20 protein-coding genes and 2 pseudogenes are annotated in these 18,546 nt (G+C 71.4%); 8 read left to right on the top strand and 14 right to left on the bottom strand.

The features are described from left to right. The gene (locus ACGFSA_RS25930; RefSeq protein ID WP_393308082.1) at nt 1-201 is read left to right on the top strand and encodes a hypothetical protein; all 201 of its coding nucleotides are present in this window, start codon (nt 1-3) and stop codon (nt 199-201) included. 117 nt (nt 202-318) lie between these two features. On the opposite strand, the gene ACGFSA_RS25925 is transcribed toward ACGFSA_RS25930, so the two are convergent. Further along, nucleotides 319-807 carry a rhodanese-like domain-containing protein gene (locus ACGFSA_RS25925; RefSeq protein WP_393308079.1) on the bottom strand — a complete coding sequence of 163 codons (489 nt, stop codon included), beginning with the start codon at nt 805-807 and terminating at the stop codon, nt 319-321. 94 nt (nt 808-901) lie between these two features. Between ACGFSA_RS25925 and ACGFSA_RS25920 the strand changes: the two genes are divergently transcribed. Next, nucleotides 902-1,348 carry an Lrp/AsnC family transcriptional regulator gene (locus ACGFSA_RS25920; protein WP_393308077.1) on the top strand — a complete coding sequence of 149 codons (447 nt, stop codon included), beginning with the start codon at nt 902-904 and terminating at the stop codon, nt 1,346-1,348. On the opposite strand, the gene ACGFSA_RS25915 is transcribed toward ACGFSA_RS25920, so the two are convergent. From ACGFSA_RS25915 to ACGFSA_RS25905, 3 genes are all read right to left on the bottom strand, one after another. Beyond that, nucleotides 1,338-4,424, bottom strand: a complete 3,087-nt coding sequence (locus ACGFSA_RS25915) for an AAA family ATPase (RefSeq protein ID WP_393308075.1) — start codon at nt 4,422-4,424, stop codon at nt 1,338-1,340. The two genes, ACGFSA_RS25920 and ACGFSA_RS25915, sit on opposite strands and share 11 nt — an antisense overlap. Then, nucleotides 4,421-5,587: an exonuclease SbcCD subunit D gene (locus ACGFSA_RS25910; RefSeq protein WP_393308073.1), complete on the bottom strand. Its 1,167-nt coding sequence runs from the start codon at nt 5,585-5,587 to the stop codon at nt 4,421-4,423. The genes ACGFSA_RS25915 and ACGFSA_RS25910 overlap by 4 nt, the downstream gene beginning before the upstream one ends. 256 nt (nt 5,588-5,843) lie before the next feature. After that, a complete protein-coding gene (locus tag ACGFSA_RS25905; protein WP_393308071.1) occupies nt 5,844-6,470 on the bottom strand; it encodes a YigZ family protein in 627 nt (208 codons plus the stop codon). 59 nt (nt 6,471-6,529) lie between these two features. Between ACGFSA_RS25905 and ACGFSA_RS25900 the strand changes: the two genes are divergently transcribed. Next, nucleotides 6,530-6,955, top strand: a complete 426-nt coding sequence (locus ACGFSA_RS25900; RefSeq protein ID WP_393308069.1) for a CoA-binding protein — start codon at nt 6,530-6,532, stop codon at nt 6,953-6,955. A gap of 69 nt (nt 6,956-7,024) precedes the next feature. Next, complete coding sequence (locus ACGFSA_RS25895; protein WP_393308067.1) at nt 7,025-7,858, top strand: aminoglycoside N(3)-acetyltransferase; 834 nt, start codon at nt 7,025-7,027, stop codon at nt 7,856-7,858. 43 nt (nt 7,859-7,901) lie between these two features. On the opposite strand, the gene ACGFSA_RS25890 is transcribed toward ACGFSA_RS25895, so the two are convergent. Both ACGFSA_RS25890 and ACGFSA_RS25885 read right to left on the bottom strand, forming a co-directional pair. Further along, complete coding sequence (locus ACGFSA_RS25890) at nt 7,902-8,462, bottom strand: YbaK/EbsC family protein (protein WP_393308065.1); 561 nt, start codon at nt 8,460-8,462, stop codon at nt 7,902-7,904. A 56-nt stretch (nt 8,463-8,518) separates the two neighbouring features. Continuing rightward, nucleotides 8,519-9,091 (bottom strand): helix-turn-helix domain-containing protein, encoded by a 573-nt coding sequence (locus ACGFSA_RS25885; protein ID WP_393308063.1) that lies wholly within the window; start codon nt 9,089-9,091, stop codon nt 8,519-8,521. A 90-nt stretch (nt 9,092-9,181) separates the two neighbouring features. Here ACGFSA_RS25885 and ACGFSA_RS25880 point away from each other — a divergent pair. After that, nucleotides 9,182-9,385 (top strand): annotated as a pseudogene (locus ACGFSA_RS25880) (EamA family transporter); the annotation flags it as partial. Between the two features lie 244 nt (nt 9,386-9,629). Here ACGFSA_RS25880 and ACGFSA_RS25875 read toward each other — a convergent pair. Beyond that, the gene (locus ACGFSA_RS25875) at nt 9,630-10,367 is read right to left on the bottom strand and encodes an acyltransferase (RefSeq protein WP_393308061.1); all 738 of its coding nucleotides are present in this window, start codon (nt 10,365-10,367) and stop codon (nt 9,630-9,632) included. A gap of 144 nt (nt 10,368-10,511) precedes the next feature. On the opposite strand from ACGFSA_RS25875, the pseudogene ACGFSA_RS25870 reads away from it, so the two are divergent. Then, a pseudogene (locus tag ACGFSA_RS25870) lies at nt 10,512-10,649 on the top strand (gamma carbonic anhydrase family protein); the annotation flags it as partial. Between the two features lie 77 nt (nt 10,650-10,726). On the opposite strand, the gene ACGFSA_RS25865 reads toward ACGFSA_RS25870, so the two are convergent. Together ACGFSA_RS25865 and ACGFSA_RS25860 are read right to left on the bottom strand one after the other, a co-directional pair. Beyond that, nucleotides 10,727-11,386 (bottom strand): DedA family protein, encoded by a 660-nt coding sequence (locus tag ACGFSA_RS25865; RefSeq protein WP_393308059.1) that lies wholly within the window; start codon nt 11,384-11,386, stop codon nt 10,727-10,729. A gap of 155 nt (nt 11,387-11,541) precedes the next feature. After that, the gene (locus ACGFSA_RS25860; protein ID WP_393308130.1) at nt 11,542-11,979 is read right to left on the bottom strand and encodes a DUF4442 domain-containing protein; all 438 of its coding nucleotides are present in this window, start codon (nt 11,977-11,979) and stop codon (nt 11,542-11,544) included. Between the two features lie 168 nt (nt 11,980-12,147). Between ACGFSA_RS25860 and ACGFSA_RS25855 the strand changes: the two genes are divergently transcribed. Together ACGFSA_RS25855 and ACGFSA_RS25850 are read left to right on the top strand one after the other, a co-directional pair. Then, nucleotides 12,148-13,179, top strand: coding sequence for a hypothetical protein (locus tag ACGFSA_RS25855; protein WP_393308057.1), 1,032 nt, complete (start codon nt 12,148-12,150; stop codon nt 13,177-13,179). Between the two features lie 72 nt (nt 13,180-13,251). Then, entirely contained in the window at nt 13,252-14,556 is a 1,305-nt protein-coding gene (locus ACGFSA_RS25850) for an MFS transporter (protein WP_393308055.1), read from the top strand. Here the strand turns inward: ACGFSA_RS25850 and ACGFSA_RS25845 are convergent. The 5 genes from ACGFSA_RS25845 to ACGFSA_RS25825 all read right to left on the bottom strand — a co-directional run bounded on the left by ACGFSA_RS25845 (nt 14,518) and on the right by ACGFSA_RS25825 (nt 18,530). Beyond that, nucleotides 14,518-15,363, bottom strand: coding sequence for a spermidine synthase (locus tag ACGFSA_RS25845; RefSeq protein WP_393308053.1), 846 nt, complete (start codon nt 15,361-15,363; stop codon nt 14,518-14,520). The genes ACGFSA_RS25850 and ACGFSA_RS25845 overlap by 39 nt on opposite strands. Before the next feature lie 22 nt (nt 15,364-15,385). Next, nucleotides 15,386-16,231 (bottom strand): patatin-like phospholipase family protein, encoded by an 846-nt coding sequence (locus ACGFSA_RS25840; protein ID WP_393308051.1) that lies wholly within the window; start codon nt 16,229-16,231, stop codon nt 15,386-15,388. A gap of 68 nt (nt 16,232-16,299) precedes the next feature. After that, nucleotides 16,300-17,469: an elongation factor Tu gene (tuf, locus tag ACGFSA_RS25835; protein ID WP_393308049.1), complete on the bottom strand. Its 1,170-nt coding sequence runs from the start codon at nt 17,467-17,469 to the stop codon at nt 16,300-16,302. 93 nt (nt 17,470-17,562) lie between these two features. Continuing rightward, on the bottom strand, nt 17,563-17,730 hold the full coding sequence (locus ACGFSA_RS25830; protein ID WP_393308047.1) for a hypothetical protein: 168 nt from the start codon (nt 17,728-17,730) through the stop codon (nt 17,563-17,565). Between the two features lie 83 nt (nt 17,731-17,813). Further along, complete coding sequence (locus tag ACGFSA_RS25825; RefSeq protein ID WP_393308045.1) at nt 17,814-18,530, bottom strand: DNA alkylation repair protein; 717 nt, start codon at nt 18,528-18,530, stop codon at nt 17,814-17,816. Between the last annotated feature and the right edge of the window lie 16 nt (nt 18,531-18,546).

Below are 18,546 nucleotides of genomic sequence, written 5' to 3'. Positions count from 1 at the left end.
GTGGCGCTCACGGCGTCGGTGGCCTTGGCGGCGTTGGCGGAACCACTCGGCGCGGGGCCCGGGATCGTGAAGGACGTCGTCAAGCGGGTGCGCAAGGTGGTGGAGGTCGGTGACGGCCGAGTCAGCGGCCTGCCCCTGGGGGCCGACGCCGCGCCTCTGCTCACCGCCCTGATCGGGGCCGGTCCCGGTCGCAGCGCCTGAAGCCGCGCTCTACGTCGATGACCCGCCCGACGGTCGGCCCTCCTGCGGTAACCACCGGGCCTGCCAGACGGGTTTCCGACGCTCCTCGCGGGCGTGACGGCCCGCGACGCCGGCCGTTCAGCAGCCGCAGTCGTCGGAGTCGACCGGCGCGGTGAGCGCGTCCGCGGTGCGCCGCTCGCGTCCCTCCCAGGTCTCGAACTCGAAGCCCTCACGCGCCCAGTACTCGAAACCGCCGAGCATCTCCTTGACCTGGTAGCCGAGTTCGGCGAGTGCCAGCGCGGCGCGGGTGGCGCCGTTGCAGCCGGGGCCCCAGCAGTACGTGACCACGGGGACGGCCGGGTCGAGGAGATCCCGCGCCTGCTCGGCGATGAGCGCGGTGGGCAGGTGAATCGCGCCGGGGACGTGCCCCTGGTCCCAGGAGGCGGTGGACCGGGAGTCGAGGACGACGAATCCGGGGTCACCGTCGGCCGCGAGAGCGGCGGCGACATCGGAGACGTCGGCGTGGAAGGCGAGCGAGGCGCCGAAGTACGCGGCGGCCGCGGCCGGTGTGGCCGGCGGAACGCGGAGGACGGGGTTGGCTGCGGAGGCGGTGAGCTGTGACGTCATGACCAAAAATCTACGATCAGTGATCCTTTACTGGAAGACGAGATCCCTGGCACAACTCTTGATCCGCCGGGGAATTCCCTGTTGTCTCTGAGATATGACCGACTATTCCCCGGACGCCACCGACTGGCGCATCCTCGATGTCCTGCAGCACGAGGGACGGGCGAGCTTCGCCGAACTGGCCCGCGCCGTCGCGATGTCCCCGAGCGCGGTGACGGAGCGGGTGCGCCGCCTCGAGGAGGCGGGAATCATTAGTGGTTACGCCGCCGTGGTGGACCCGGAGGCGCTCGGACTGCCGATTCTCGCCCTCGTACGGCTGCGCTATCCGAACGGCAACTACAAGCCGTTCCACGATCTTCTCGACGCGACGCCCGAGATCGTGGAAGCCCACCATGTCACCGGCGACGACTGCTTCGTACTGAAGGTCACCACTCGCTCGATGAGCCACCTGGAGGAGGTCGCGGGGAAGATCGGCACGCTCGGTTCCGTCACCACCAGCGTCGTGTACTCCTCGCCCCTCCCCCGGCGGCCGATCAGCCGCTGACCCCGCTGGCCGCGCGGTGGAACACTGCCGACCCGTGCCGCTCCTTGACCACTTCGAGCTGGGCGGGGATCCGGCGGCGCAGATCACCGACGTGGCTGACGATGCCGACGCTGCGGTCCCGCTCGCGCAGCGAGTCCAGCACGTCGAGGACCTCGTCCAGGGTCTGGTCGTCGAGGCTGCCGAACCCCTCGTCGATGAAGAGGGTGTCCAGCCGGACCCCTCCCGCCTCGTCGGTGACGACGTCGGCGAGACCGAGCGCCAGAGCCAGGGAGGCGAAGAACGTCTCGCCGCCCGAGAGCGTCGCCGTGTCGCGCTCACGGCCGGTCCAGGCGTCGACGACATGCAGCCCGAGGCCGGACCGGCGGCCTCCGGTGCGGGCATCGGAGTGGACGAGCGTGTAGCGGCCCGACGACATCCGCTGCAGCCGTGCGGTGGCGGCGGCGGCGACCTGCTCGAGCCGGGCGGCAAGAACGTACGACTCCAGCCGCATCTTCCGTTCGTTGTCCGCGGAGGTGCCTGCGGTGAGCCCGGCCAGCCGGGCCACCCGGTCGTACTCGTCGCGCAGCGGTCCCAGCGTGCGCACGTCCTCCGCCGCGCGGCGGGACAGCCGGCCGAGTTCGGCGCAGCGCTCCCGGGCGGCGGCGAGCGTGGCGGCGGCGTTCCGCAGCCGTCCCTCGACCGCGTCGTACGCGGCCTGCGCGGCGTCGGGGTCGGCCTCCGGGTGCTCGGCGGCGGCGCGGGTCTCGGGCTCGGCGAGCCGTTCGGCGACGGCTGCGGCCTCGGCCTGCCAGGCATCGATCCGGTGCTGGATGTCGCGGTGCTCGGCGTCCGTGAGCAGGGTGGCAGCGGCAGCCTCAGGGGTGTCGAACCCGGCCCGGAACGCGGCGTCCGCGAGCCGGCCGTCGGCCTCCTTGCTGCGCCGCGCCGCCAGCTCCTCGGCGCGCACCGCCTCGGCGGCGTCGGCAAGCAGAGCCACCCGGCGCTCCAACAGTGCGGCGTGCGCGGCGACGCTGCCGGACTCGCCGCGAGCGGCCGTCAGCTCGGCTTCCAGGCCCGCCTGTTCCCGATCGAGCCCTTCCCGCCGCGAAATCCGGGCGGCGGAGCGGCGCTCGGCCTGCTGCCGCGCTTCGAGCCTCTCGCTCTGCTCCCGTTCGGCGACCGCGAGGGCCTCGCGCGCGGCGTGCATTCCGGCGGCGGTACGGTGCGCACGGTTGTGCTCGGCCGCCAACTCGGCTACCAGCGCCTCAAGTTCGACAACGGCGGGTTCAGTGGCTTGGGGCCCGTCGTCGGCAGTCCCGGCAGCTCCGCGGTCAGTGACATCATCGGCAGCGGTCCCCACCACAGGCAGCGCCGCGGCACGCGCCGCCGCGTGCTTCTCCCGTACGGCTCCGAGCTCCCGATCCGCCTCCGTACGCGCCTGCTCGGCCCGCCGGTACACGGCGAGAGCCGTCTCCTCGGCTGCCCGGTCGACATGCCCGTCCGCTGCGCGCGCGGGCTCCGGGTGGTCGCCCGACCCGCAGACCTTGCAGGCCTCGCCGTCGACGAGTTCCGCCGCGAGCTCGGCGGCGATGTCGCGCAGTCGCTGCTCGCGCAGCCCGAGCCACGTTTCGTGTGCACCCACGGCGCGCTCGCGGGCCGCGGCCAGCCGGTGGGCCGCATCCGTCGCCTCGGCCGCGAGCGCGTCGCGGCGACGGGCCGCGTCCAGACGGCGGCGGGCCGGCTCAAGCCGTCCCCCAAGGTGTTCGGCGCGGGTCGCTGACTCCTGTGCCGTCTCGATGCGTTCCTGCAGTTCGCGGCGGGTGGACTCCCAGCCCGCCAGCCAGCCTTCCGCTTCCTGGATCAGTTCGTCGTCGGCGCGGGCCTGGCGTTCCAGTTCGGCCCGCTCGGTGTCGATCTCCGCGCTGCGCCGCTCGGCACGACGCGCGGCGTCGAGACCGCCGAGCTCCTGCCGGAGCCTGCGTTCCAGGGTTGCCAACTGCTCGGCACCCGCGTCGACAAGGGTGTCGGGAAGCTGGGCGCGGGCGCGCTCACGGGCCTCTCCGGCAGTCCGGTGGGCACGCTCGGCATCGTCGCGCAACTCCAGCGCGGGGGCGACGAGTTCTGCCTTGCGCGCCCGTTCGAGCCGCTCGCGCTCCCGGTCGCGCCCGGGGCGGCGGGCTTCGAGTTCAAAGGCGCGGCGGCGCGTCTCCTCGTACCGCTGCTGGAGTCTGGCGAGTTCGCGTGCGGTGTCGAGTTCGCGGCGAGCGAGGGCCTGCCCACTCTCGGCGGCGGAGAGTACGGACTCGGCGATGTCGAGCCGTTCCCGGGCGTTGCTGCGGGCCACCGCAGCCCACTCCAGTACGCCGTCCGCGAATCCCGGATCGCCGGGCCGGGATTCCGGCAGGGACAGTTCACCGGCAGCCGGTCCGGCGGCCTGGGCGATCCGCTGGGCGATCCCGAGGATCTGCTCGTCCCCGGCCTTGACCTGCGTCTCGGTGGTGCGGCGCAGTTCGGTGAGCCGTTCCTCGACGGCCGCGAAGCGGCGGGTGTCGAAGAGTCTGCCGAGCAGTTTGCCGCGGGCTTCGGCATCGGCGCGCAGGAAGCGTGCGAAGTCGCCCTGCGGCAGCAGCACCACCTGGCAGAACTGGTCCCGGCTCATCCCGACGAGCTGGGTGATCTCCTCGCCTATCTCCTGGTGCGAGCGGCTGAGCGCCCGCCAGCCGTGCTCGGGGTCGTACTCGCGCAGCCAGCTCTGCGCCTTCTCGGTGGTGAAGCCCTCGCCCTTCTTCTTGGGGCGGGGCTGGGCCGGGCGCCGGGTGATCTCCAGATGCCGTCCTCCGACGGTCAGTTCCAGCCGCACCTCGGTGGGGAGGCCGGCCGGGGCGTGATCGCTGCGCAGTGAGGTGCCGGGGCTCTGGCGGGCTCCGGGCACCGCGCCGTACAGCCCGTAGCAGACGGCGTCGAGGACGGAGGTCTTCCCCGCCCCGGTGGGTCCGTGCAGCAGAAAGAGTCCGGCGGCGGAGAGCGCGTCGAAGTCGACTTCCTGGGTGGCGCCGAACGGGCCGAAGGCGGTGAGGGTGAGCCGGTGGAGTCTCAACGGTTCACCTCGCGCACGCCGTCGTCCACCCGTACGTGGTCGAAGGCGCCGCGCAGCACCGTGCGCTCCTGGTCGTCCGCCCCGTTCCCGCCCCGGACATGCGCCACGAAGTCCTCCGCGATCTGCTGGTCGTCGCGCCCCCTGAGGCGCTGTGCGTACGAGGCGAGCGGGTCCTCGGGGGCCCGCTCGGGTTCGAAGACGAGGCTGAGGGTGTGCGAAAACCTGTCCAGGAGGCGGGCCATCGGCTCGTCCGGACGGACCGGGTCGGTGAGGGTCGCCTCCACCCATGCCTCCTCGTGCCGGGCCAGCGCGGGGTCTTCGAGCAGGGTGTCGAGGCGGCCGCGGAGGCGGGAGAGCGGGCGGGGCACCGGGCAGTCGATCCGCTCGGCGGTGATCGTTCCGGTGGCTCCGAGGTCGATCAGCCACATGGTCTTGCGGTGGGCGACCTCGGAGAAGGAGTACGCGAGGGGTGAGCCGGAGTAGCGCACCCGGTCGGTGACGGCCTGGGAGCCGTGCAGATGGCCGAGCGCCGTGTAGTCGACGCCGTCGAAGACTCCGGCGGGTACGGCGGCCACACCGCCGATGGTGATGTCGCGCTCGCTGTCGCTGGGTTCGCCGCCGGCGACGAAGGCGTGGGCGAGGACCACGGAGCGGGTGGATTCCGGCCGGGTGGCGAGGTCGGCGCGGACCCGGTCCATGGCGGCGGTCAGCACCGCCTCGTGTCCGGCCCGCTCCGCCTTGAACACGTCCTTGACGAGGGCCGGTTCGAGGTAGGGCAGCCCGTAGAACGCCACATCGCCGTGCTCGTCGTGCAGGACGACGGGGGTGGCGCACTCCGCCGGGTCGGTACGCAGATGGATACCGGCCTGTCCGATCAGTCCTGCGGCGACGCCGAGCCTGCGGGCCGAGTCGTGGTTCCCGGAGATCATCACCGTGGGTACGCCCGCGGCGGCGAGCCTGTGCAGGGCCCGGTCGAAGAGCTCGACGGCGGAGAGCGGGGGCACGGCTCTGTCGTAGACATCACCCGCGACGACGACGGCATCGACCTCGCGCTCACGGACGGTCGCCACCAGATGATCGAGGTAGGCGGCCTGTGCCTCCAGCAGCGAGACCCGGTGGAACGACCGCCCCAGGTGCCAGTCCGATGTGTGCAGAATCCTCAAGACCAGGCTCCGACCTGCATGTTTCTCTTCCTTCGCACCCAGCGTCCGCGCCTGCCGTGCCCGGGAGCCGCACGGGACCGGCGCAGGAGCGCACGGTCGGCACCGACCACGCTAACGCCGCTGCGCCCCTGATCCCTCACGAACCTGCTTCCTCACAGCTCACAGTCTCCCATCGCCACGCACCGCATCCGACGCGTTCAGCGAAGAAGACCGATCCGCGTTCCGACGCCGAGCCGTCCCACCCCGCCGAGAGCGTTCAGGTGTCCCCGTACGCCTCGCCGCCCAGCTCCAGCAGCGCCTCACCCGCCGTCGTATCGGCCAGCCAGCGCCGGAAGTCCTCGACATCCGCGTCCGGCAGCCCGATCTCGATGATCACCGCTTCCTCGTACCGCACCTCCCGCACAGCCCGTCCGGTGGCGCGCAGATCGTTCTGGAGCCTGCCCGCCCGCTGGTGGTCGACGGTGACCGTGGCGAGCCGGAACCGCTGCCGGGTGATCGTGCCGAGCTCGTCGAGCGCCTCGCCGACCGCTCCTCCGTACGCCCGGATGAGCCCTCCGGCGCCGAGCTTCACCCCGCCGTAGTAGCGGGTGACGACGGCGACGACATACCGCATCTCCCGGCGCATCAGCATCTGCAGCATGGGCACGCCCGCGGTGCCGCCGGGCTCCCCGTCGTCACTGGCCTTCTGTACGGACGCGTCGGCGCCGATCACGTACGCGAAGCAGTTGTGGGTGGCGGTCGGGTGTTCCCTGCGGATGCGTGCGACGAAGTCCTGCGCCTCCTGCTCGGTGGCGGCGGGGGCGAGCGCGCAGATGAAGCGCGATCGGTTGATCTCGGTCTCGTGCACGCCCGCTCGGGCGACTGTCCGGTACTGCTCCTGCATCCGGCCACCCTATGCGCAGCGGCGGGAATGGCCTGCGGCCGCGGTCCGTTGTCCGGATCATGTACGCAGACACAGCAGAGGCCGAGACAGAGACGATCCGCAGGATACTCCGGGACACGGGCGACACCTGGGCCGTGGTCGGACTGTCCGACAACGAGTCGCGCGCGGCCTACCGGGTCGCCGCGGTCCTCCAGCAATTCGGCAAGCGCGTGGTCCCGGTGCACCCCAAGGCGGAACGGGTGCACGGCGAGAAGGGATACGCGTCGCTGGCCGACATCCCGTTCCCGGTCGATGTCGTGGACGTCTTCGTCAACGGCGGACTGGCGGGCGCCGTCGCGGACGAGGCCGTCAGGATCGGCGCGAAGGCGGTCTGGTTCCAGCTCGGCGTGATCGACGATGCTGCGTACGAACGCACCCGGGCGGCCGGACTCGACATGGTGATGGACCACTGCCCGGCGATTGAAATACCCCTTCTGGGCCGATAAGCGGCATACCGCCCCCGGCCGAATGTGCGGGGTATCACACATCACCTTCCGCTGGGAGAATGCCCCCTTGTGACTGTCAACAGTGCGCCGAGTGCCGTGAACGTCGCCCACCGCCGAAGCCGGCTGGCCGTTCAGCTGTCCCGGCTCGGCGTGGAGCGGAGCGGCGTCCTCCTGGTGCATGCGTCGATGCGGGCGGTGGGAGCGGTCAGCGGCGGGGCCGGTGCCGTGATCGGTGCGCTGCGGGACGCGCTCGGCGAGGACGGCACCCTGATCGTCCCGTCGTTCACACCGGAGAACTCCGACACCTCGCCCCAGTACCGCAACCGGGTCCGCGGCCTCGCCGACCACGCCCGGAAGGCGGTCCGCGCGAGCATGCCGCCGTTCGACCCCGCCACCACGGCCGCACCGTCGATGGGCCGTCTCGCGGAGACCGTACGGCTGACCCCGGGGGCGGCACGCAGCAGCCATCCCCAGACCTCGTTCGCCGCCCTCGGCCCCCTCGCCGACAAGCTGGTCGCACAGCACCGCCCCGACTGTCACCTCGGGGAGGACTCACCGCTGGCCTGCCTCTACGACGTACGGGCTCAAGTGCTGCTGCTGGGCACCGGGTTCGACTCCTGCACCGCGTTCCACCTCGGCGAGTACCGCGTCCCCACCCCGCCGCGCCGCACCTACCGCTGCGTGGTGACGACCCGGGGCAGACGACACTGGTGGGAGTACGAGGACGTGGCACTGGACGACAGCGACTTCGCCGCGCTCGGGGCGGAGTTCGCCCGCACTGACAACGGCGCGGCGGTACGCACCGGCCCGGTGGGCTCGACGACCGGCCGGGTCTTCGACTTCACCGACGCGGTCGACTTCGCGACCCGTCGGCTTCCGTCGCTGCGGGGATCCCAGCCGTAACCCGGCGGCCCGTCCCCGGTTTGCGCGCTCTGCCCGACCCGCCTCACACCTCGATGCCGAGCCCCTCGACAAGCACCGCGTTCGGCAGCGACGCCAGGGCCTTGCCCGGGACGATCAGCTTGCCCCGGCGACTCCCACTGCCGATCAGGACCCATTCCTGGTCGACCACCGCGGGATCGAGCAGCAGGGGCCATTCGCCCGGTAGCCCGATCGGGGTGATGCCCCCGTACTCCATGCCGGTCTCGCCGACTGCCGTGTCCATGGGGGCGAAGGAGGCCTTGCGGGCGCCGAGGTGCTTGCGGACCGCCCCGTTCACGTCGACGCGGGTGCGCGAGAGGACGACGCAGGCAGCCAGGGTGACGTCACCACCGCGCTTGCCCGCCACCACGACACAGTTGGCCGAGCTGTCGAGCAGCTCGGCACCGTGGTGTTCGACGAAGGCCGCCGTGTCCGCGATCTCCGGGTCCGTGTCGACGTGGAGGATCCGGTCGGCGGGGACGTCGCCCCACCCGTCGCTCACGGCCTTGGCGACCGGTGGGGTGAGGAGGCCGAGACGGTCGACGGCTGGGCCGGCGTTCTCGAAGGAGCCGATGGGTGCGCGCATGGATGCAACTTAACAAGACCTGCGCGGGGCCCGGTTGGCCGTCTCAGCCGGTGAACTCAGCGCGCCGGAGGGATGGAGACCGCCATGGTGAGTTCGGTGGGCTCGGCGCCGTCGTTGCGGTAGGCGTGCGGGTGGTGTGCCTCGAAGGTGGCGGAGGTGCCTGCGGGTACGGAGTGCGCCTCGCCGTCGACGACCAGGGTGAGTACGCCCGTGGTGACGTGCAGGAGTTCGACGGTGCCTTCGGGATGCGGGTCGGAGGCGCTGCCCTCGCCGGGCATCAGGCGCCAGGACCAGAGTTCGAGGGGACCCCTGGCCTCCGTACCGACGAGGAGGGTCGTGGAGCTGCCCGCCTCGGTGGACCACATGCGCACCGCCTGACTCTCGGGCACCAGCCGCACATGGGAGCCCTGTTCGTAGTCGAGCAGGGTGGTGATGCTGACGCCCAGCGCGTCGGCGAGCTTGACGGTGGTGCCGACACTCGGGTTGGTGCGCGCCTGCTCGATCTGGATGATCATGCCTCGGCTGACGCCCGCGCGGGCGGCGAGGGCGTCCAGGGTGAAGCCGCGTTCGCCGCGCCAGCGCTTGAGGTTGCGCGCGAGCGACTGCGTGAGCTGGTCGAGATCAGACACGTTCCGTCCAATATTATGAATGACAGAGTCGAAAATACCGCACTACGGTGTGTTGCACCCACTCGTTCATCGCACTGTACGGCGAGGCACGGCCTCGCCGATGTCGCGGCCAACGGCACGCACTCGATCGCCGCGCAGTACGGCCCGGTCACCGCGGCCGCCGTACTCGCCTCGCTCTATCCCGTGGTCACGGCCCTGGCCGCGCGCGGGGTGCTGGGTGAGCGGCTGCGCACAGCGCAGGCGGCAGAGGCCGGCCTGACGCTGGTGGGAACGGTGCTGCTCGCCACCGGGTAGGCGGCGGACTCGCGCCAGGGGTGTCCGGCGGATCCGGCCGGACCCCGCTCCCTGATCCAGCCTGATCCGAACGAAAGACCCCAAGGGCTGTCCCGTAATCCCTGGTGGGCGCACGACGACAGCTACGGCACCTCGCCGCGTTGTCGGAACATCCGAATACGCCCAGTATGAGGACGCTCCTCCGCCTTGCGATGCACCGTATCCGACGCCGTGCGCTGATCCACCAGGGATGACGGGACAGCCCTCAGCTGTCTTCCAGTTCCGCGACGGCCAGCAGCTGCTCGGGCGTCACGCCCGCCGGGATCGGCACCGGGGCGGGTGTGCGCAGGGGCGGCTGCCAGCCCTTCTCCGGGTCCCAGCTGCGTACGACGCGTGCGGGTGCACCGGCCACGACCGCGTGGTCGGGCACCTCGCCACGGACCACCGCGCCCGCCGCGACCACCACGTTGCGCCCGAGCCTGGCTCCCGGCAGGACCACCGCACCCGTGCCTATCCAGCAGCCGGGTCCGATGGTGACCGGCTCCATGCGCGGCCACTGCCGGCCGACCGGCTCGTGCGGATCGTCGTAGCTGTGGTTCGTCGACGTGATGTAGACGTACGGTCCGCAGTACGTGTTCGACCCGATGGCCACCGTGGTGTCGGCGACGACGTGGCTGCCGCGGCCGAGCACCACCCCGTCCCCCAGGCTCAGGATGGGTTCCGAGCCGAGGTCCAGATCCGGCATGAGTCCGGCGGTCAGGGTGACCTGTTCGCCGATGATGCAGTGGTCGCCGAGCTCGATCCACGGCTCCCCGAAGACCGTGCCCTGGGGGAACGCCAGCCGGGTCCCCTCGCCGATACGGCCGAACCGCAGCCCGCCCGGGTGTTCCGCGGTGATCGCGCCGGCCTCCTGTACCGCACGCCAGCCGCGGTGGACGGCTCGGGACAGGAGGCGCCGTCGCCAGGCGGTGAGGGAGGAGAACGTGTTGCTGTTCTTGGGCACTCGCTCACCGTAGTCGGCACACCCGGCCCGGTCACCGCGGCCTCTTGTGATGTTCACCCCACTCACCGGCGGCCGCCCGGCTGTCGCATACGGTTCCCCTGGCGCGAACGGACAACCACGGTCGGAGACATGGAGGAACGGGCGATGGCAGAGCAGGCGTTGATCACGGGTATGGGCGGCCACAAGCCGGACATCGACGCGGACGCGTTCACCGCGCCGACGTCGGTCGTGATCGGCGAGGTGACCCTGGCCGCGGGCTCCAGCGTCTGGTACCACGCCGTGGCCGCCCGATCAGAGGTCACCCGACAGGCTCTGAGTGACGGACGAGCGGGCGGCCCGGTGAGCCAGGCCGCCCGGACTCAGTCCGCTGCCGGTACGGTCCCCGGCTCGGCCACGGTACGTTCGGCGGACTGGGCCGCCGCCTTCTTGGCCCGGTTCCTGAGGACCAGCATCGAGGTCAGCCCGACCAGCACGGCGACCACCAGGCCGAGCCAGGAGAACCGCTTGAGCCAGGCCTCGGCGACGACTCCGACCGAGTAGACAACCGCCGTGGTCCCGCCCGCCCAGACGATGCCACCGAGCACATTGGCGATCAGGAACTTCCAGTACGGCATGCGCAGGACGCCGGCCAGCGGTCCGGCGAAAATACGCAGCAGCGCGACGAAGCGGCCGAAGAACACCGCCCACATGCCCCACTTCTGGAACGACCGCTCCGCCAGGGCGATCTGGTCCTCGCCGAAGTGTTTGGGGAACTTCCCGCCGAGCCGGGCGAGGAGCGGCCGGCCGCCCTTGTGGCCGATGGCGTATCCGATCGAGTCCCCGATGACCGCCCCGGCGGTCGCGCAGGCACCGAGGATCACCGGGTTGATGCCGCTGTGTCCGGCGGCCAGCAGCGCCGCGCTGACGAGGACGATCTCGCCCGGCAGCGGAATGCCCAGGCTCTCCAGACCGATGACGACGCCCACCAGGACGTACACGCTGACCGCGGGGACTGTCTCCAGCCACTCCTGGATGTGCAACGCCGGTTCCTCCCGTGCTGATGTGCCGTCGCCCGCCGGGCAACTCCTCGGCGCACGGCGGGCAGCCTACCTGTCGTGCCATCTGCCCGGACAGCGCGATGGGCCGCCCCGCACCCTCGATGGGGTGGGACGGCCCAGCTGGGGAGGCAGGCCGCTCAGGCGTTCGGCCGGAGCGTCCACACGACGGTCATCTCGCCGGTGACCGCGCCGTCCGCACGCCGGATCTCGATGGCGACGGGAAATTCGGGCCGCTTGCCCGCGTCGAGTTCGGCGACGACGTCCGCCACCGGCCGGCCGAGTGTCGCGGTGGCGGTGACGACGCCCATCGCCAGCTTCTTGTAGCCGATCTCCGCCTTCACGGCGAGCGGTACGGCACGGGACATCTGATCCCCGAAGGCGGCGATGACAATCGCGCCGCTGGCCGACTCCGCGAGCGTGAACATCGCTCCGGCGTGCGGTCCGCCGACGTGGTTGTGGTAGTCGGCCTGGTCCGGCATCCGGACGACCGCGCGCTCCGAGGTCGTCTCGAGGAACTCGAGGTTGAGGGTCCTGGCCATCGGAACCGTCGCGAGGAGCATGTCTCCGACTGTCATCTGTTCAGTACTCATGAGCGGAAGGTTACTCACGGGTAGAAGTGATTGGCCATCCCCGGATCACGCCCGCACGATCCCCCTCGGCATCCGTGTGGCCACCGCCTTGACCGTTCCTTCACGGGGGGCGGGCGTAGTCGACCGGCCGCCGCCCCTCTATGGTTACTCGCCATGTGGCCAGGACAGCAGCCGCCCGGGGGCGAGCAAAACCCGCAGGACCAGAGTCAGAACCCGTACCAGCAGCCGGGATACCAGCAGCCGAATCCCTATCAGCAGCCGGGATATCAGGAGCATGGCCGGCCGGGGCAGCAGCCGGGATACCCGCAGCCGAACCCGTACCAGCAGCCCACCGTGCCGCAGTACGCGGTCTCGGGCCCGCCCGGTGCACCGCAGCCCGGGGGCGACAACAAGAAGAAGACGACCGTCGTCGCGATCGTCGCAGCCGCCGCTGTGGTCGTGGCCGCCGTGGTCACCGGCGTCGTGGTGATGAACAAGGGCGGCAGCGACGTCGCCGACGACGGACCGTCGTCGTCCCCCGCGAAGCCGTCCGCCGACACGTCCTCCGCGGTGCCGAACCCTCGGGGCACCGACGGGGAAGCCAAGCCCCTCGTCGCCGGCTGGAAGGTCGTCACCAACCCCAAGTGGGGCACCCAGTTCGACGTACCCGGTGACTGGGAGGTCGGGTCGCCCGGGACGAGCTCGTTCTTCGAGGACGACAAGAAGGGCGACGGCTCGCCGCTCATCGGCTTCTCCGCGCCGGCGTACTTCCAGAGCAAGTGGTGCGTCGACGACGCCGACAAGGACGGCACCAAGGAGGAGTACAGCCTGGCCAGTGCGGGCACCCGCGGCGCCGAGGGTGCCACGGACGCCGACGCCAACGCCCGCAGCGAGGCCGGGACCTGGGCATGGGCCGCCTATGCGCAGCACATGCCGCAGAAGACGATCAAGATCAGCAAGGCGAAGAAGTACACCACCCAGTCGGGTCTGACCGGCAGCCTCGTGACGGCCACCGCCCCCAACGTCACCAAGAAGAAGAAGTGCGACTCGGACGGCAAGACCTTCGCCTTCACCTTCAAGAACAAGAACGGTGACTTCTCCTCCTGGGTCCTCTACGGTGCCGACTCCGTCAAGGACGAGCTTCCGGACGCCACGATCATGAAGATCCTCAGCACGGTGCGGCTGACCGAGGTCACCGCCTCCTGACCTGCTCCCCCTGCTCCCCCTGCTCCGGTAAAGCATTTGGCAGGGCGGGGGCCCGGCAGCGATAGTTCCCCGGTGACTCCTGCCGGCACCCCCCGTCCCCGCATCCGCCGCCCCGCCTGGGCCGGCCGCAACTACAGTCTGCTGACCGCCGCCGCGATCATCACCGGCCTGGGTACCCACGGTGCGTTGATCGCGGCGGCGTTCGCTGTTCTGCAGTCCGGTGGCGACGGCGGCGACGTCGGCCTGGTGGCAGCCGCCCGTACCGCGCCGCTGGTGCTGTTCCTGCTCATCGGCGGCGCCATCGCGGACCGGGTGCCGCGCCACCGGGTGATGGTGGCGGCGAACGCGCTCAACTGTGTCTCGCAGGCCGCGTTCGCCTGGCTGGTCCTGGCCGGCGACCCGAAGCTGTGGCAGATGATGCTGCTCACCGCGTTGTGCGGTACCGGACAGGCGTTCTTCAACCCGGCGGCCGAGGGCATGCTGATGTCCAGTGTCAGTGGCGAACAGGCCGGCCGCGCCTTCGCGCTCTTCCGGATGTCGATGCACGGGGCCGCCATCGGTGGTGCCGCGCTCGGCGGTGCCATGATCGCGGCGATGAATCCGGGCTGGGTGCTGGCCGTCGACGCGGCGGCCTTCGCGGCGGCCGGTGCGCTGCGCGCCTTCCTGGATGTCGCCCACATCCCGGCGCGGGAGCCGGGCGGCGGACTCCTGGCCGATCTGCGCGAGGGCTGGCAGGAGTTCATCGGCCGCCCCTGGCTGTGGTCGATCGTGGCGCAGTTCTCGGTGGTGGTCGCCGTGGTGGGTGCTGCCGAGTCGGTGTACGGGCCACTGGTCGCCCGGGACGAGCTCGGCGGCGCCCGCCCCTGGGGACTCGCGCTCGCCGCGTTCGGGGTCGGCACGCTGTGCGGGGCGCTCCTGATGATGCGCTGGAAACCCCGGCGGCTCCTGCTCGCCGGGACGCTCTGCGTCTTCCCGCTGGCCCTGCCGTCGGCGGCGCTGGCGGTGCCGCTGCCGGTGGCCGGGCTCAGCGTGGTGATGTTCGTCAGCGGCGTGACCATCGAGGTGTTCGGCGTCTCCTGGATGACGGCCCTGCATCAGGAGATCCCGGAGGAGAAGTTGTCGCGGGTATCGGCGTACGACTGGTTCGGATCGGTGGCGATGCTGCCGCTGGCCACCGCGGTCGCCGGTCCGGTGGAGGACCTGATCGGGCGCGGTCAGGCGTTGTGGGGTTGCGCGGCGCTGGTCGTGCTCTGCACGGGGGCCGTGCTGTTCGTACCCGACGTACGCAACCTCACCCGCCGGACCGCAACCATCGAGGTTGCGTCGGGCAAGACACTGTCAGCCGATGCCGAAGGAACCGTCGGGCGGCTCGGGTGAGGCGACAGCGTCGGCGTCCCCGACCGGCCGTGCCGCGCCGATGAGCCGGACCAGACCGGCGCCGTGCTCGACCCGGGCGGGGAAGACGTCTGCGGCGCAGCGGCGGGCCAGGGCCGCGGTGTCGAGGGGGCTGCGGGAGGCGACCAGGACGTGGTTCCCGAAGCGCCGGCCGCGCAGCACCGCCGGTTCGGCGATCAGCGCGAGTTCTTCGAAGACGGCGGCGAAGTTGGCCAGTTGCGAGCGGAGGAATGCGAAGGGTGCGCCGTCGGCGAGGTTGGCGGCATAGATGCCGTCGTCCCGCAGAGCCCGCCCGGCCGCCTGCGCGTACTCGACGGAGGTGAGGTGCGCGGGCACGCGCGATCCGCCGAACACGTCCGCGATCAGGACGTCGACGGTGCCGGGCGGCGTCTGTTCCAGCAGCCCGCGGGCGTCGGTGCCGTGCACGGTGATGCCGCTGTCGTCGGGGAGTGGCAGCTGCTCGGCGACCAGGGCGAGCAGGCCCAGGTCGGCCTCGGCGACGACCTGCCGGGAACCCGGCCGGGTCGCGGTGACATAGCGGGGCAGGGTGAGGGCGCCGCCGCCGAGGTGGAGTACGTCGAGAGGCGCGTCCGGTTCCGCGGCACAGTCCAGGACATGGGCGAGCCGGCGGGCGTACTCGAATTCCAGGTGGACCGGATCGTCGAGGTCGACGTACGACTGGGGTGCGCCGTCGACCGTGAGCAGCCAGGCCCGGTCCCGGTCCACGTCGGGAAGGAGTCTGGCGGTGCCCTGGTCCACGTCTCGGATCACGGGTATCGGCTCGTTCACTCCCCCATTGTGGGGTGCCGGTTCAGCTGCCGACGACCGCGACGACCGCTTCGGTGTGCGCCGCGGACTGCGCGAGTCCGGCGCGGGCGGCGGCCGCCCGGCGGCTCGGGTCGAGCACATTGCGGCCGAATGCCTTCTTGGCGGCCGCGTCCGGGGTGATGACCGCGACCCGGGCGCCCTTCGCTTCGAGGTCGGTGGCCTGGGACCGGGGGGAGATGATCACCTTGTTGCCACTGGCCGTCGGCGCGATGACGACGACGCGCTCATACCCTGCGGCCAGATGGGCGTTGGCCGGGGAGTACACCCCGCCGTCGATCCAGCCCTGCCCGTCGATGGTGGCGACCGGCCAGACGGCGGGGACGGCGCAGCTGGCGGTGACGGCGTCGGCGAGCGGGATACCGCTGTCCTTGTCGAAGATGTGGAGTTCACCCGTGTCCGCGCGGACGGCGGTGATCCGAAGCTGCCGCTCGGGCCAGTCGGGCGACAGGAGCCGGCTCGCGATCAGCTCCTGCCGTTCGGCGGCGGTGATTGCGGTCCGGGTCTCCCGCGCCATCCGGGCCAGCTTCTGGCCGTACGCCTCCGGGGTACGCGAGGTCAGCACCGCCCGGGCGTAGCGCATGAAGTTGGCGGTGCCGAGCTTCCCACCGGTCTCGCCCTGCGGATCGGCCAGCTGACGTGCGTACAGTTCCGGGAGGCCGAGCAGTCCGGAGGCGAGCTGGGCGCCGACGAGGGCCCCGGCGGAGCTTCCGATGACGAGGTCCGCGGTGGACAGGTCCACGCCCGCCTCGGCGAGCCCGTGCAGGATTCCGGTCTCCCAGGCGCCGCCGGTGGCACCGCCTGCTCCGAGCACCAATGCAATGCCTGCCATTCCGTCAGTCTCGCGCATGGCGCCGGGCCCACCTCCCGCGGGGTCGGGAGGCGGGCCCGGTGCCCGGATCAGAGCAGGCCGGTGACGGTGCCCGCGCCGACCGTGCGGCCGCCCTCGCGGATCGCGAAGCCGAGCCCGGACTCCAGCGGGGTGTCGCGGCCCAGTTCGACGGTCATGGTGACCGTGTCGCCGGGGCGCGCCACCGCCGCTTCGCCGAGGTCGATGTCCCCGACGACGTCCGCGGTACGGATGTAGAACTGCGGCCGGTAGCCGGTGGTGACCGGCGTGGTCCGGCCGCCTTCCCGCGCCGACAGGACGTACACCTGCGCGGTGAAACGACGGCTCGGCGTCACACTGCCGGGCGCCGCCACCACGTGGCCGCGGCGGACCCGGTCGCGCTCCACCCCGCGTACGAGCAGCGCCACGTTGTCACCGGCCTGCGCGGACTCCATCGGCTTGCCGAAGGTCTCCAGGCCGGTGACGACCGTCTCGATGTCCGCGCCGAGCACGGAGACCCGGTCGCCGACGCGTACGGTGCCGCGCTCGACGGCTCCGGTGACGACCGTGCCCCGGCCGGTGATGGTCAGGACGTTCTCCACCGAAAGCAGGAACGGCGCGTCGGTGTAGCGCACCGGCATCGGTACGTACATGTCGACGGCGTCCAGCAATGCCTCGACGGACGCGGTCCAGCGCGGGTCGCCGGCCAGCGCTTTCAGTCCCGAGACGCGGACGACGGGGACGGTGTCGCCGCCGTAGCCGTGCGCGGAGAGCAGCTCGCGGACCTCCAGCTCGACCAGGTCGGTCAACTCCGGGTCGCCCGCGTCGGCCTTGTTGAGGGCGACGACGATGTGGTCGACGCCGACCTGGCGGGCGAGCAGGACGTGCTCGGCGGTCTGCGGCATGATCCCGTCGAGCGCGGACACGACGAGAATCGCCCCGTCGAGCTGCGCGGCGCCGGTGACCATGTTCTTGACGTAATCGGCGTGACCGGGCATGTCGACGTGCGCGTAGTGCCGGGTGTCGGTCTCGTACTCGACGTGCGCGATGTTGATGGTGATGCCGCGCTGTGCCTCCTCCGGCGCCCGGTCGATGCGGTCGAACGGGACGAACGTGCCGGTGCCGCGGTCACTGAGGACCTTGGTGATGGCGGCTGTCAGGGTGGTCTTGCCGTGGTCGACGTGGCCCATGGTGCCGATGTTGAGGTGCGGCTTGGTGCGCACGTATGCAGTCTTGGGCATGGCTCATTCCTTGGAAACTCGAAGCTGAGAGAGAAGACCCCAGGGCCCCGCCGACCCTCCCCTCACGGGGTCCGCCGGACTGTCGGGGGAGGGTCAGCTTCGGGCGCCGCCGATGGGCGCTGCGGCAGCGGTGAACGCTGCTGCGTCGACTGCGGCTGCTGCCGCGGTGATTGCCGCGGCAGCGAGGAAGGAAGGGATGACGGCAGCCTTCGGCGCGTCCGCGACTGCGGACTGCGCTGCGAGGAAGGCGTACCGGAACATGGGTCCGATCATGGCCGACGGCCGCGGCCCCGTCGAATGGTTTTCCACCGGGCCCGGAAAGGGAGTTCGGCGCCGACCTCGCCTCAGAGGTGCTTCATGGCTTCGCGTACGGACAGCGGCGAGAGCCGGTCCCGGGCGCCGTCGACGAAGCCCCTTACAGCCCGCGGATCGGTCTTGGCGTACTCGCGCAGACACCAGCCGATCGCCTTGCGGATGAAGAAGTCGGGGTGATCCGCCCGGCGCAGGCAGTAGCCGAAGAGCCGTTCGGTGTCGGTGGCGTCCCGGTAGCGCAGCTGGTGCAGCAGGGCGGTGCGGGCGATCCACAGGTTGTCGTCCTCGATCCACTCGTCCATCACCGCCTTCAGCTCCGGGTCGGCGGCGACGAGCGGTCCTGCGACATGGGCGGAGAGCACATCGACGGTGTCCCACCAGGGGACGGTGGAGACGAGGTGCCGTACGACGGGCAGGAACCGGGAGGAGCAACGGGGCACGTGGCGGCGCAGATAGTCGGCGGCGAAGTACTGGTACTCCCGCTCGGGCAGCTTCCAGCAGCGCAGGGCGACGGCCGCGCAGTCCGCCTCGTCGGGACGCCCGGTGCCGTCCAGGACCGTGCGTGACAGGGCCCGGCGCTGCGGGGTGGGGATGCCGAGGAACGGGGCGACGTGCTTCATGTACGCGGCGGCGGAGGCGGCCCGCCCAGGGTCGGCGGCCGTGGGGTAGAGAACCGTCAGACGCGCGAGCACGGTGTCGGCGAGCTCGCTCGGCGGCACGCCGGGAGCGGCTTCGGCTGCGGGGCTCATACGGTGCACATTACGG

The organism is Streptomyces sp. NPDC048496 (genome assembly GCF_043200055.1).
Classification (GTDB): Bacteria; Actinomycetota; Actinomycetes; order Streptomycetales; family Streptomycetaceae; genus Streptomyces.
Note: the sequence above shows the minus strand (reverse complement) of the source record. Positions and strands in the feature narration are given on the sequence as shown.